This window comes from Micromonospora terminaliae (assembly GCF_009671205.1).
GTDB classification, from domain to species: domain Bacteria; phylum Actinomycetota; class Actinomycetes; order Mycobacteriales; family Micromonosporaceae; genus Micromonospora; species Micromonospora terminaliae.
Genome location: NZ_CP045309.1, coordinates 3,505,159 through 3,517,695 on the forward strand (window position 1 = coordinate 3,505,159; position 12,537 = coordinate 3,517,695).

Consider the following 12,537-nt stretch of genomic DNA (forward strand, 5'->3'; position numbering starts at 1 on the left):
GTTGGACACTCGTCACCTCCGGGTCGTCGGCAGCCGTGGACCGTCGGGGTCAATTCTCCCGACGACTACGACAACCTCGCGAGTAACCCGGATCTTCCCGGATGGTCCTTACTATTCGCCCCGCCCGGCCAGGTCACGGATCCGCCGGGTCTGCGCCTCACGCTCGGCCCGCTGCTGCTCGGCGTGGCTGCGCCCGCCCGCGCCCGCGAGCAGCGCCTTGATCTCCACGATCGCGTCCCGGTTGTTGGCCAGCAGGCCCGCCGTCAGGTCGCGCACCGCGCCGTCGAGCTCCGCCGGCGGCACCACGAGGGTGGCCAGGCCGATCCGGTCCGCCTCGGCGGCGTCCATCCGGCGGCCGGTGGCGCAGATCTCCAGCGCACGGGAATAGCCGACCAGCTCGGCCAGGCGCTTGGTGCCGGCCAGGTCGGGGACCAGGCCGAGGGTCACCTCGGCCATGGAGAACTTCGCGTCCTCGGCGAGCACCCGCAGGTCGCAGGCGAGGGCGAGCTGGAAGCCGGCGCCGATGGCATGGCCCTGCACGGCGGCGATCGAGATCACGTCCGGCCGGTGCAGCCAGGTGAAGCCGCCCTGGTATTCGGCGATCCGGTCGGCGCACTCCTGCTCGGGCAGGGTGGACAGCTCGGCGAACGAGCCCGGGCCGGAGGAGCCGGCGACCGACAGGTCGAGGCCGGCGGAGAAGGCCCGCCCCTCGCCACGCACCACCACGACGCGCACGTCGCCGGGCAGTTCCCGGGAGAAGTCGCTCATCGCGCGCCACATGGCCGGGGTCTGGGCGTTGAGCACGTCGGGCCGGCACAACGTCACCGTCGCGACCGGCCCGTCGCAGTCGAGTCGTACTCCGGTCGTCTCGGCGGTCACCGGACCGCCCGGAGCACGGCGCTGATGGACGACGCTGGGGGGCGGGTCACGCCTTCTTGCGGCGCCGGGCGCCGCCACGCTGCCGCAGCTGCACCCCGGACTCGGTGAGCACCCGGTGGATGAACCCGTAGGAGCGGCCGGTCGAGGCCGCGAGCGCACGGATGCTCTCACCCGAGGTGTACCGCTTTACCAGGTCCTTGGCGAGCGTCTGGCGCTCGGCCCCGACGATCCGGCGACCCTTCTCAGTGCTGGTGGCTGTGCCGGTGGCTGCCATGCTGATTCCTCACGTCCCAGACTGTGCGGTTCGGATACGGTCCCACCTATTAGACCGCCTCGGACGATCATGCGCCAGATATCAACTATTCGCCAACCGACACGCTATGCAATGTCAGCTTCCCGATAGAGTGATCCTTCTGACCGGCCAGCCGGCGCCGTCCGGCCGGATCATGAGAGGCCGACCGCCCGGCCGACCCGTACGCTTCCCGGGTGCTCGACCTGCTGACCGCGGCGGCCGCCGCCGCGGGCGTCTTCGCCGCCACCAACATCGACGACATCGTCGTGCTCACCGTGTTCTTCGTGGCGGCCCGCAGCACCGGGCGCCCCAGGCCCTGGCAGATCGTCGCCGGCCAGTACGCGGGCATCGGCGCGCTGGTCGGCGTGGCCGTGGTGGTCGCCGCCGGACTGCTCGTGGTGCCCGACCCGTGGACCGGCCTGCTCGGGTTGCTGCCGATCGCGCTGGGTGTCCGCGCCCTGCTGACCCGCCGGCCCGACGGCGACGAGCCGCCCGCCGTGGTGGGCGGCCTGCTCGGCGTGGCCGGCGTGACGGTGGCCAACGGCGCCGACAACATCGCGGTCTACGTGCCGGTGTTCCGCTCGCTCGACCCGGCCACCGGCCTGGTCTGGCTGCTGGTCTTCGCGGCCCTGGTGGCGGTCTGGTGCCTGGCCGCCGCACTGCTCGGCAGCCACCCCAGGGTCGTGACCCTGGTCGGCCGGGCCGGGCACTGGCTGGTCCCGGCCGTCTTCGTCGCCCTCGGCGTGGTCATCCTGACCACCTCCGGCGTCCTCCCCCGCCTGGTCCCCTGACCGGGGTCAGGCCAGTTCGACCAGTTCCAGGAGGTCGTCGGACCACGCGTCCTCGTCGCCGTCGGGGAGCAGGATGGCGCGGTCGGGCTTGAGCGCCAGCACCGCGCCCGGGTCGTGGGTGACCAGGACGATGGCGCCCGGGTAGCGGGCGATCGCGTCGAGCACCTGCTCGCGGCTGACCGGGTCGAGGTTGTTCGTCGGCTCGTCCAGCAGCAGCACGTTGGCGCCGGAGCACACCAGGGTGGCCAGGGCCAGCCGGGTCTTCTCGCCGCCGGAGAGCACCCCGGCCGGCTTGTCGACGTCCTCGCCGGAGAAGAGGAACGCGCCGAGGATCCGGCGCAGGTCCGTGTCGGTCTGCTCGGGCGCCGCGCTGCGCATGTGCTCCAGGATGGTGCGCTCGACGTCCAGCGTCTCGTGCTCCTGCGCGTAGTAGCCGAGCCGCAGGCCGTGCCCCGGGCGCACCTCGCCGGTGTCCGGTTCGAGCAGGCCGCCGAGCATCCGCAGCAGCGTGGTCTTGCCGGCGCCGTTGAGACCCAGGATGGCCACCCGGGAGCCGCGGTCCACCGCCACGTTGACGTCGGTGAAGATCTCCAGCGACCCGTACGACTTGGACAGGCCGGAGGCGGTGAGCGGCGTCTTGCCGCACGGCGCCGGGGTGGGGAAGCGCACCTTCGCCACCTTGTCGGCCACCCGGACGTCCTCCAGGCCGGACAGCAGCTTCTCGGCCCGCCGGGCCATGTTCTGCGCGGCGACAGTCTTGGTGGCCTTGGCCCGCATCTTGTCCGCCTGCGCCATCAGCGCGCCGGCCTTCTTCTCGGCGTTGGCCCGCTCCCGGCGGCGGCGCCGCTCGTCGGTCTCCCGCGCCTCCAGGTACGCCTTCCAGCCCAGGTTGTAGACGTCGACCACCGAGCGGGTGGCGTCCAGGAACCAGACCTTGTTGACCACCGCCTCGAGCAGGGACGCGTCGTGGGAGATCACGATGAGGCCGCCCTTGTGGTTGGCGAGGAAGCCGCGCAGCCAGGTGATCGAGTCGGCGTCGAGGTGGTTGGTCGGCTCGTCGAGCAGCAGGATGCCGCCGCCGTTCTCGCCGGCGTCGCGGAACAGGATCCGGGCGAGCTCGATGCGGCGGCGCTGGCCGCCGGAAAGGGTGCCGATGGTCTGGGCAAGGGCGCGGTCGGGCAAGCCGAGGTTGGCGCAGATCCGGGCCGCCTCCGCCTCGGCCGCGTAGCCGCCCAGCGAGGCGAACTGGTCCTCGAGCGCGCCGTAGCGGCGGACCAGCTTGTCGTCGGCGCCCTCGGCGAGCTTCTCCTCCAGCTCCTTCATCTGCGCCATGAGCACGTCCAGCCCGCGGGCCGACAGCACCCGGTCCCGCCCGGTGACCTCCAGGTCACCGGTGCGCGGGTCCTGCGGCAGGTAGCCGATCGCGCTGCGCCGGTCGATCTGACCGGCGTACGGCTGCCCCTCCCCCGCCAGCACCTTGAGGGTGGTGGTCTTGCCGGCGCCGTTGCGGCCGACCAGGCCGATCCGGTCACCCGGCTGCACCCGCAGCGTGGTGTCGGACAGCAGGATCCGGGAACCGGCGCGCAGTTCCAGGCCGGTGGCGTTGATCATTTCGGGGTACTCGCTCTCGGGGTTCGGCGAAGGCTGACTCAGGGCACGCGAAAGCGCCGGCGGGTCATCAGTTCCCGTCGGCGCGGGGCCGTTCAGCCTTCGCAGCGCAGCACGGGCCAATTGTACCGGGCGGCCCGCGGCGTGCCCGCCGGATTACCGCACAAGATCATCGGGTACCGAAAACCTCGTCCGGACCCGGTCCGGTACCGCAACCACCACACACGGACTAATCGGTGATCGGGGTCAACATGGAGCTGAACGAGAACGCGCGGGTCGACACCACCCAGGTGGAGGATCGGCGAGGGTCCGGCGGAGGCGGCGGGATGGGCATCCCGATCCCGATCGGCGGCGGCCGGGGCGGGATCGTGGGCCTCATCATCGCCGTCCTGGTCGCCCTGGTGGGCGGCGGTTTCGGGCTGAACGCGGCCACCAACGGCGGCGGCTCCGACCAGGGCGACAACACCTCGCTGGAGCAGAAGTGCTCGGCGCAGGACGCGCTGGAGCAGCTCGACTGCCGCAACACGCTCTACGTCAACTCGATCCAGGCGTACTGGCGGACCGCCCTGCCGGAGGTCTTCGGCGACCAGTACAAGCCGTCGAAGACCGTCTTCTTCAGCCAGAACGTGAGCACCGGCTGCGGCGCGGCCGACTCCGGCGTCGGCCCGTTCTACTGCCCGGCCGACGACCTGGTCTACATCGACCTCACCTTCTACCGCCTGCTCGCCGACCAGCTCGGCGCCCAGGGCGAGTTCGCCCAGCCGTACGTGCTGGCCCACGAGTACGGGCATCACGTGCAGGACCTGCTCGGCACCGAGGCGCAGATGCGCCGCCAGCAGCAGCGCGACCCGCAGAACGCCAACACCCTCTCGGTGAAGCTGGAGCTGCAGGCCGACTGCTACGCCGGGGCCTGGGCGAAGAACGCCACCGGCACCTCCGACGAGCAGGGCCAGAAGATCTTCAAGAGCATCACCGACCAGGACATCCAGCAGGCGATCGACACCGCCGAGAAGATCGGCGACGACGCGATCCAGCAGCGCTCCGGCCGGCCGGTGAACCCGGACGAGTTCACCCACGGCACCTCCGAGCAGCGCAAGCAGTGGTTCACCAAGGGCTTCTCCACCGGCGACCCGAAGGCCTGCGACACCTTCGGCGCCGGGCAGTAAACGGAACGGTTCGGCCCTCGGGCCGTCGGCCTGCCCGCCGGGACATCCGGCGGGGCGGGACGACGGCCCGATGTCGTGACCCCGGCGGGTCAGGCCGGCAGGGCCACCTGGCCCGGGGTGGACCGTGGGGTGGTGGTGCCGTCGCCCACCTTGATGGGATCTTTCCCGTTCAGCGGACCAGGATGTGGACCGCCCGGGCCGCCGAGACGGCAGCGACCAGGACCGCCTGCCGAGGCTCGGGCACGTCGAGGAGCCGGCCGGCGCGCAGCGCCGTGAGCGCGGCCAGCCGGCGATCGGCCAGCACCGTGTCCACCGCCCGCCGGTCCCCGCCGCAGACCAGGGCCGTCAGGGTCGGCGCCTCCGGCAGCAGCAGGCGTACGGCCAGCTCGGCCGCGTCGCCCAGCGCCGCCTTCGCCTGGTTGTCCCGGCGCCGGGCGAAGCGCTGCTGGGACCAGCCGCCGGCCGCGGTGCGCCCCTGCACGTACCGGGTGTCCACCTTGGAGACGACCAGCTCGGCGCCCTCGGCGACCCCGACCGCCACCGCGCCCTTGCGGGCCAGCAGCAGGCCGAGCCGACGGGGCGCACCGGCCGCGGCCACGAACCCGGGCACGTCGGCGGTCGCCGGAGCGCCGGGCGGGGTGTGCAGCTCGGCGGTGGCGCCGTCCGGGGCGGTGAGCAGCAGCCCGTACCCCTCGATCGTGGTGGTGGGCGGGCCGTGCCGGTCGGCGAAGCCCTCGACCCAGCGGGCGACGCGGGCCGGGTCGACATCGACCCACCGGCCGCCCCCGGCCGCGGGTCGGCTGCTCATGCGACGACGGTACGGCACCGGGAGGCGGCCGGACACCACGGGGAGAAACGGAACGCGGGAGGACACCGGTCCGGTGCCCTCCCGCGCCCTCCCGCCGTCAGTGGACGGTGAGGTTTCCGCTGGTCAGCTTCACTTCGGCGGTGCCGGCCCCCGTCCAGTCGGACGAGAACAGCAGCGCACCGCCCTGCCACAGGGTGATCCCGGCGCTGTCGTTGCGGCCGGGGACGCCCTTGTCGGTCACCGTCACGGCCAGGGTCAGCCCACCGGCCACCACCGTGCCGGTGCTGTCGACCAGGCTGGCCCGGTAGCGCACCTGGGCCGCCCCGCCGCTGCCGGTCAGGCCGACGCCCTCGACGGCGGTGCTCCGGATCTCGTACGTCCGGCCACCGGACCGGAAGCCGACGGTGGCGGAACCCGTCGGGCTCTTACCGGGCTGGGCCGCCTTCGCGACCAGGTCGACGGTCACCGGCGATCCGGTGGTCGCCGGGTACCGGCCGGCGGACCGGCCCGCGGCCAGCGCGCCCTCCCCCGTGAGGAACGACCCGTCGGAGGCCGCCACGGTCACCTGGGCGCTGGTGCCGCCCGTGTAGTGGCCGCCGACCGTCGCGGTGACGGTGTGGCTGCCCGCCGGCAGGGTGGCCTCGCAGGACGCGGACGCGCTGCTGCTGGCCTCGCCGAGCAGGTCCAGCACGCCGGTGCAGAGCGGCACGCCGCCCTCGGCGAACGTGACCGTGGCGGTGCGGATGTCCCCCGCCGTGGTGTCCGTCGCACCCGGCAACACGGCGCCGTCCCGGACGACGGCCCGCAGCAGGGCCCGGCCGGTTTCGCCGTTCGTGGTCACCAGCGTGTCACCGGCCCAGCTCGCCGCCGCGTCCTCGGCCTCGACCCGGATGGTGAACGAGGTGGCGGCCGCCAGGCCGGTGCCGTCGGTGACCGTCACGGTGACCGGGTAGTCCCCGGGCGCCGCGGTGGTGGTCCCGGTCACGCTCCAGCTCCGCGTACCCGGCGTGTCGTCGCCGGAGGTGGCCGACACGGCCAGGGACAGGCCGGCGGGCAGGCCCTCGACCGTCGGGGTCAGCTCCGCCCCGACCGTGTCCGCGTCGGTCGCGGTGACCGTGACCGTCGGCGCGAGCCCGTCGCTGTACTGGACGGCGGCCCCGCCCGCCGGGGCGTCGTTCGACACCACGGGCACGGCCCGGATGGTGAGGTCGGCGTCGTTGAGGTCGAAGAAGACGTTCCCGACCGCCTCGATCCGGATCCGCGCCTGCTTCGTCGCCACGTTCGGCAGGGTCACGGTCGCGCTGCCGGTGTTGGGGGTGCTTCCGGCCAGCACGTACGGGAAGGTCTTTCCGCCGTCGGCGGAGAGCGTGATCTTCACCTGGGCGGCGTTCACCGGCGCCACGTCGGTCCCGGCCACGTCCCAGGTGATCGCCTGCGTCGAGCCACCGTCCAGGACGGCGGCCGAGCCCTGCGAGGTGACCAGGAATGGCCCGGCGTCCGGTGCCAGCACCACGGCCACGTCGGCGCTGCCGACGCCACCACCACCCGGCCGCCCGTCCCGGGCGGTGAGCTTGAAGTGCATGGTGCGGTCGTTGGTGAACCCGACCCAGTCCCGGGTGGGCAGGAACTCCGAGTAGCAGTCGATGACCTCCGCCGGCACGTTGGTGGCACCACCGCTGGCTGGCGGCGCCGGCGCGGGCGGGCAGGCGCCGGTCCTGGCGTTCGTGTTGCCCGCCAGGATCTGCGTCAGGTCCGGGAACACCCGGGTCGGGTCGGCGGACACGGCGTTCAGGCCGGGCGAGTGGTACTTCAGGGTGTCACTCGGCGAGACGACGGCGGCCGTGCCGAACACCCGGAACAGCGGGCCGTTGACCTTGGTGTTGTTCATCAGCGCGGTGCCGGCGGCGCCGCCCCGGTCGTTCTGCTCCCACATATAGGTGACGGTGTCGCCGTCCGAGTCGGTGGCGCTGCCGGACAGGGCGAACGGGGTGCGCACCGGAATCGTGACGGTCGCCGGCACGGTGACCACCGGCGCGTGGTTGGCGGTCTCCTCGACCACGAAGCCGCCGTTGTCGATGGCGCCGCCCTTGGCGGTCTCGCCCACGAACCCGGACGCGCCGGAGAGGCCCGCCAGGGCGAGCGGGGCGACGTTGGTGGCGGCCAGGGTGCCACCGAAGGTGACCTGGAAGCCGGTGTCGGCGAGCACGCCGGTGCCGCCGAAGGCCGCCACGGTGACCGTCGCACCGGCCGGCCAGCCGGCGATCGCCTCGACGGCCGCCTTGATGCCGGCCGTGCTGTAGTTGGCTCCCCGCACGATCGGCGCGGACTCGACGCCGTTCCAGGACACCGTGAACGAGTCGCCGTTCGTGTCGAAGTCGCGCAGCGAGACCGTCTGCACCTCGTTGATGGCCGGGCGGGTCGAGGTGACGTAGTTGGTGATCTCGGTGTAGCTGCGGTGCGACCAGTACGGGTCGCTGTGCGGCTGGAGGTTGTCCTGCTGGCAGATCCCGGCGTAGGCCATGATGGACGACCCGCTGCCCGGCTCGTACGAGTTGGCCGCGCTCCGGTTGCCACCCGAGCAGTTCCACTGGTTGCCGTTGAAGGTGTGGTTGCCGGCGAACTGGTGGCCCATCTCGTGCGCCACGTAGTCCACCGCGTAGAAGTCACCGACCGGTGTGGGCAGACCGGTGCAGCCCTGGGCCTTGCCGTTGCCGCCGATGACGCCGAGGCTGGCCACGCCACCACCGTTGACACCGAGGCCGATGTGGCCGACGTCGTAGTTGCCGGCGCCGACGAGCTGGCCGAGCACGATGCGGTTGCGGCTGAGCGTGCCGCTGCCGCAGGAGCTCAGCTGGGCCGGGGTGAAGCAGGCCGCCGCACCGCACGGGCCGTTGGGCTCGGTGGCGAGCGCCGGGGTGTTGAGGTTGGTCTTCTCGGTGTCGTTGATCAGCACGAGCCGGATCGCGGTCTCGTCCTCGTAGATCTGCGTGACCCGGTTCATGAGGGTGACCTTGGCCGCGATGACGTTCTCCGCGCCGAAGAAGGTGGCGTAGGAGGGATCGGTCACGAGCGCCACCCGGTAGGTGCGCAGCAGCACCGTCGGTCCGGTGGGGACCTCGGTGGGCACCACACCCACCTCGCCTTCGAGGGCCTGGGCCGCCGCCATGACGTCCTCCCGCTCGACGAGGTCGCCGTGCGGGTTCTCCAGGTCCCGGACGAAGTAGCTCGCGTAGAGGCTCTGGTCCAGGTGGTAGTAGGGGTCGACGTACCAGTTCCCGGCCGCCGAGCGGACCGAGGCGTGGAAGCCGAGCGGCGTGAGGTCCGCGCGCAGGGTCGCGGTCGGGTCGTCCAGGCCCCGACCGGCGTACGTGGTGATCTCGGGGTGCGCCGCGGCCAGGCCGGCCTCCATGACGGGCGAGTCCACCAGCTCGAAGCGCTGGAACGTGCCGTTCGGCGCGGGCAGCGTCACGACCTGGGCCGGCGCGCGGAGGGACCGGTTCCGCTCCGGCGGCGCCTTGTCGAGCAGACCCTTCATGCTCTGCCGGTCCAGCGTGTACGTGGTCAGCCGCTCGGCGTGCACGGCCGCCTTGCGGCCGGCCTTGGTCGGTGCCGGCTTGCCGTCCACCTTGTGCCACGGGCCCCCGGCGGGCGGGGCCGCGCCGGCCGGGGCCGGAGCCGCCAGCGCCGGCAGCACCGCCGCGGCCAGCGCGGCGGCCAGGAGTCCTGCGAGGCGCCCGCGTCGTGCCCGACGGTCTGCCGACCGGCGCGGTCGTCGTAACAGAGTGATCATCAGTCGTCGTCCCCCTGCTCGGTGAGAGTGGGTGGAGCCGCGCCCGCCCCCCGGATTGACGGGACGTGCACGGATGATCCACAGATGGTCACAGACCCTAGGCGGACCAGGGATTTCTTCACATCGGCCGGACAGCCGACACTCCTGACAGGACGAGGGTCGCCGCTGGTCAGCCCAGCAGGGTGGCGACGGCGAGCGCGGCGATGATCGTGCTGGACGCCAGCGCGGTCACCAGGCGGCCCCTCGGTCCGGTGAGGACCCGGCCGACCAGGGTGCCGCCGCCGGCGATCAGCAACTGCCAGCTGGCCGAGGCCAGGAAGGCGCCGAGCACGAAGAGCGCCGCGCCCACGGGGTCCTGGCCGGTCGCGTCGTTGCGCCCGAGGACGAGCGCGGCGAAGTAGATGACGGTGGCCGGGTTGAGCAGGGTCAGGGCCAGGATGCCGCCGAACGCCCGCCCCGCGGTGTCCAGGCCCCGGTTGACGGCGGCGGCCCGGGCCTCGGCGCGGGAGCGCAGCGCCCGCCACGCGCCGTGCGCGGCGAGGGCGAACAGCACCGCCGCGGCGACGAGCCGCAGCGGTGCGGCGATCGGCGCGAGCACGGCGGCGACGGCTGCGCCACCCAGCACCGCCACCGCCGCGTAGAGGCCGTCGGCGGTGGCGACCCCGAGCGCGGCGGCCGCGCCGACCCGGAACGAGGTGCGGGCGCTGAGCCCGAGGATGAGGATCGCGATGGCGCCGACCGGCACGGCGACGCCGTAGCCGGCCACCAGACCGGCGAGGAACGCCCCGGTCACGACGGTGGGCGGCGGGTCGAGGCGGCCGGCGGCAGGGTGCGCTGTCGACGCGCGGCAGTGGCCGCACGGACAGAAACCTGCTTCGGGTACGCCTCGATCACGCGCCCATCCTGCACTCCACTCCCCCGCCCCGCCACCCGATTTCCGCACCCGCACACACCTCGCCGAGCCGGAGCCGATCAAGCCGGTGCGAGGAGCCCGTGCCGAGACGCGTCGAGCGCGGCACCCGCACGGGTGTCGCGCTCGATGGGACCGGGGAACCGGTCAGACGTTGAAGCCGAGGGAACGGAGCTGGTCCCGGCCCTCGTCGGTGATCTTGTCAGGGCCCCACGGCGGCAGCCACACCCAGTTGATCCGGATGTCGCTGACCAGTCCGCCGCCCGGGCCGGTGGTCAGCGCCTGCCGGGCCTGGTCCTCGATCACGTCGGTGAGCGGGCAGGCCGCCGAGGTCAGCGTCATGTCCAGGGTGGCCACGTTCTGGTCGTCGACGTGGACGCCGTACACCAGGCCCAGGTCGACCACGTTGATGCCCAGCTCCGGGTCGACGACGTCCTTCATCGCCTCTTCGATGTCGCCGATCGCGGCCTTGCCGCCGGCCGCCGGCGTGGTGGCGGTCTCTTCGCTGCTCATGCCTTCACCTCCGGGCTCACGCCCACCCCGGCGCGTGCCGCGGCGTCCTTGAACGCCATCCACGACAGCAGCGCGCATTTCACCCGGGCCGGATAGCGCGCGACACCCGCGAACGCCACCCCGTCTCCGAGCACCTCCTCGTCCGGCGTGACCTGGCCACGCCCGGACATCAACTCGACGAACGCCTCGTGCACCGTGGCGGCGTCGTCGGCGGCCCGGCCGCGCAGCAGCTCGTGCAGCACGCTGGCCGACGCCTGGCTGATCGAGCAGCCCATCCCGTCGTACGAGATGTCGGTGAACACCTTGCCGTCGGTGGTCACCCGCACGGTGATCTCGTCGCCGCAGGTCGGGTTGACGTGGTGCGCCTCGCCGACCCGGGCGGCCGGATCCGTCGCGTCCCGCAGGCCGCGGCCGTGCGGGTGCTTGTAGTGGTCCAGGATGATCTCCTGGTAGAGCTGGTCGAGCTGCATCAGTCGAACACCTTCCGCACCTGCTCGAGGCCGGCCACCAGCGCGTCGATCTCCTCGGTCGTGGTGTACAGGTAGAACGACGCCCGGGTCATGGCCGGCACGCCGAACCGGGTGCACACCGGCTTCGCGCAGTGGTGTCCCACCCGGACCTGCACGCCGAGCGAGTCGAGCACCTGCCCGACGTCGTGCGGGTGCACGTCGCCGAGCGCGAAGGAGATCGTCCCGCCCCGGCCGACCGGCACGTTCGGGCCGAAGACGCGCAGCCCCGGCACGGTGGCGAGGGCGTCCAGCGCGTACGCCGTCAGCTCCTTCTCGTGCCACTGGATGGCCCGCATCCCGATGCCGGTGAGGTAGTCCACCGCCGCACCGAGCGCGACCGCCTCGGCGATCGGCGGGGTGCCCGCCTCGAAGCGGGCCGGCGGCGCCGCGAACGTCGAGCGGGCCATCGTCACGGTCTCGATCATCGAGCCGCCGCCGAACACCGGGGGCATGGCGGCGAGCAGCTCGCTCCGCCCCCAGAGCACGCCGATGCCGGTCGGGCCGCACATCTTGTGGCCGGTGAAGACGATGAAGTCCGCGTCGTAGTCGACCACGTCCATGGGCAGGTGCGGCACCGACTGCGAGCAGTCGAGCAGCAGCAGGGCGCCCACCTCGCGGACCCGCTGGGTGATCCGCGCGGTGGCGTTGACCGTGCCGAGGATGTTGGACATGTGCACCAGCGAGACGATCTTCGTCCGTTCGGTGACCAGGTCGTCCAGGCCGGACTCGTCGAGCCGGCCGTGGTCGGTGACCGGGAACCAGCGCAGGGTCGCGCCGGTCCGCTCCGCGAGGAGCTGCCACGGCACGATGTTCGAGTGGTGCTCCATCTCGGAGATCACGATCTCGTCACCGGGCCCGATGCGGAACCGGGGGTCGGCGTCCGGGCGCAGCGAGGCGTTGGAGAACGCGTACGCCACCAGGTTGATCGCCTCGGTGGAGTTCTTGGTGAAGACCACCTCGTCCACGCTGGGCGCGTTGATGAACGCGGCGATCTTCGCCCGGGCGCCCTCGTACGCCTCCGTCGCCTCGGTCCCCAGCGTGTGCACCGAGCGCGACACGTTGGCGTTGTGCCGCGCGTAGTGCTCGGCGAGCACGTCGAGCACCTGCCGCGGCTTGTGCGACGTGTTGGCGCTGTCGAGGTAGACCAGCGGGTGCCCGTTGACCTCCCGGTCGAGGATCGGGAAGTCGGCGCGCACCCGGGCCACGTCGAAGCGGGGCACGTCGTCGTACTGCGGCATGCCCGACGGGATCGCGATCGAGGTCATCGGAGG

The 12,537-nt window shown here is 72.7% G+C and carries 11 protein-coding genes; 2 read left to right on the plus strand and 9 right to left on the minus strand.

The genetic code is table 11. The features are described from left to right. Window positions 1-111: 111 nt before the first annotated feature. Both GCE86_RS15845 and GCE86_RS15850 read right to left on the minus strand, forming a co-directional pair. Window positions 112-879 carry an enoyl-CoA hydratase/isomerase family protein gene (locus GCE86_RS15845; protein WP_154227693.1) on the minus strand — a complete coding sequence of 256 codons (768 nt, stop codon included), beginning with the start codon at window positions 877-879 and terminating at the stop codon, window positions 112-114. Between the two features lie 46 nt (window positions 880-925). Further along, a complete protein-coding gene (locus GCE86_RS15850) occupies window positions 926-1,153 on the minus strand; it encodes a helix-turn-helix domain-containing protein (RefSeq protein ID WP_007462679.1) in 228 nt (75 codons plus the stop codon). Window positions 1,154-1,365: 212 nt separating this feature from the next. On the opposite strand from GCE86_RS15850, the gene GCE86_RS15855 reads away from it, so the two are divergent. After that, window positions 1,366-1,962, plus strand: coding sequence for a cadmium resistance transporter (locus tag GCE86_RS15855; RefSeq protein ID WP_154227694.1), 597 nt, complete (start codon window positions 1,366-1,368; stop codon window positions 1,960-1,962). A gap of 6 nt (window positions 1,963-1,968) precedes the next feature. On the opposite strand, the gene GCE86_RS15860 is transcribed toward GCE86_RS15855, so the two are convergent. Next, a complete protein-coding gene (locus GCE86_RS15860) occupies window positions 1,969-3,573 on the minus strand; it encodes an ABC-F family ATP-binding cassette domain-containing protein (RefSeq protein WP_154227695.1) in 1,605 nt (534 codons plus the stop codon). Between the two features lie 248 nt (window positions 3,574-3,821). Between GCE86_RS15860 and ypfJ the strand changes: the two genes are divergently transcribed. Beyond that, window positions 3,822-4,736: a KPN_02809 family neutral zinc metallopeptidase gene (gene ypfJ / locus GCE86_RS15865; RefSeq protein ID WP_154230526.1), complete on the plus strand. Its 915-nt coding sequence runs from the start codon at window positions 3,822-3,824 to the stop codon at window positions 4,734-4,736. A 169-nt stretch (window positions 4,737-4,905) separates the two neighbouring features. Here the strand turns inward: ypfJ and GCE86_RS15870 are convergent, their stop codons facing one another. The 6 genes from GCE86_RS15870 to GCE86_RS15895 all read right to left on the minus strand — a co-directional run bounded on the left by GCE86_RS15870 (window position 4,906) and on the right by GCE86_RS15895 (window position 12,531). Beyond that, a complete protein-coding gene (locus tag GCE86_RS15870) occupies window positions 4,906-5,544 on the minus strand; it encodes an acVLRF1 family peptidyl-tRNA hydrolase (RefSeq protein WP_154227696.1) in 639 nt (212 codons plus the stop codon). Between the two features lie 97 nt (window positions 5,545-5,641). Beyond that, complete coding sequence (locus tag GCE86_RS15875; protein WP_167537047.1) at window positions 5,642-9,334, minus strand: reprolysin-like metallopeptidase; 3,693 nt, start codon at window positions 9,332-9,334, stop codon at window positions 5,642-5,644. A gap of 169 nt (window positions 9,335-9,503) precedes the next feature. Beyond that, window positions 9,504-10,127, minus strand: coding sequence for a LysE family transporter (locus GCE86_RS15880; RefSeq protein ID WP_154227697.1), 624 nt, complete (start codon window positions 10,125-10,127; stop codon window positions 9,504-9,506). Between the two features lie 264 nt (window positions 10,128-10,391). Continuing rightward, on the minus strand, window positions 10,392-10,757 hold the full coding sequence (locus GCE86_RS15885; RefSeq protein WP_338106378.1) for a metal-sulfur cluster assembly factor: 366 nt from the start codon (window positions 10,755-10,757) through the stop codon (window positions 10,392-10,394). Then, window positions 10,754-11,227 (minus strand): Fe-S cluster assembly sulfur transfer protein SufU, encoded by a 474-nt coding sequence (gene sufU, locus GCE86_RS15890; protein ID WP_154227698.1) that lies wholly within the window; start codon window positions 11,225-11,227, stop codon window positions 10,754-10,756. Before sufU ends, GCE86_RS15885 begins: the two co-directional genes overlap by 4 nt. After that, complete coding sequence (locus tag GCE86_RS15895) at window positions 11,227-12,531, minus strand: cysteine desulfurase (RefSeq protein WP_154227699.1); 1,305 nt, start codon at window positions 12,529-12,531, stop codon at window positions 11,227-11,229. The genes sufU and GCE86_RS15895 overlap by 1 nt, the downstream gene beginning before the upstream one ends. Window positions 12,532-12,537: the final 6 nt, after the last annotated feature.

Coding starts and splice junctions, on each gene's coding strand:
- GCE86_RS15850 (WP_007462679.1), bottom strand. CDS start 1,153: ATGGCAGCCACCGGCACAGCCACCAGCACTGAGAAGGGTCGCCGGATC.
- GCE86_RS15860 (WP_154227695.1), bottom strand. CDS start 3,573: ATGATCAACGCCACCGGCCTGGAACTGCGCGCCGGTTCCCGGATCCTG.
- ypfJ (WP_154230526.1), top strand. CDS start 3,822: ATGGAGCTGAACGAGAACGCGCGGGTCGACACCACCCAGGTGGAGGAT.
- GCE86_RS15870 (WP_154227696.1), bottom strand. CDS start 5,544: ATGAGCAGCCGACCCGCGGCCGGGGGCGGCCGGTGGGTCGATGTCGAC.
- GCE86_RS15875 (WP_167537047.1), bottom strand. CDS start 9,334: ATGATCACTCTGTTACGACGACCGCGCCGGTCGGCAGACCGTCGGGCA.
- GCE86_RS15885 (WP_338106378.1), bottom strand. CDS start 10,757: ATGAGCAGCGAAGAGACCGCCACCACGCCGGCGGCCGGCGGCAAGGCC.
- sufU (WP_154227698.1), bottom strand. CDS start 11,227: ATGCAGCTCGACCAGCTCTACCAGGAGATCATCCTGGACCACTACAAG.
- GCE86_RS15895 (WP_154227699.1), bottom strand. CDS start 12,531: ATGACCTCGATCGCGATCCCGTCGGGCATGCCGCAGTACGACGACGTG.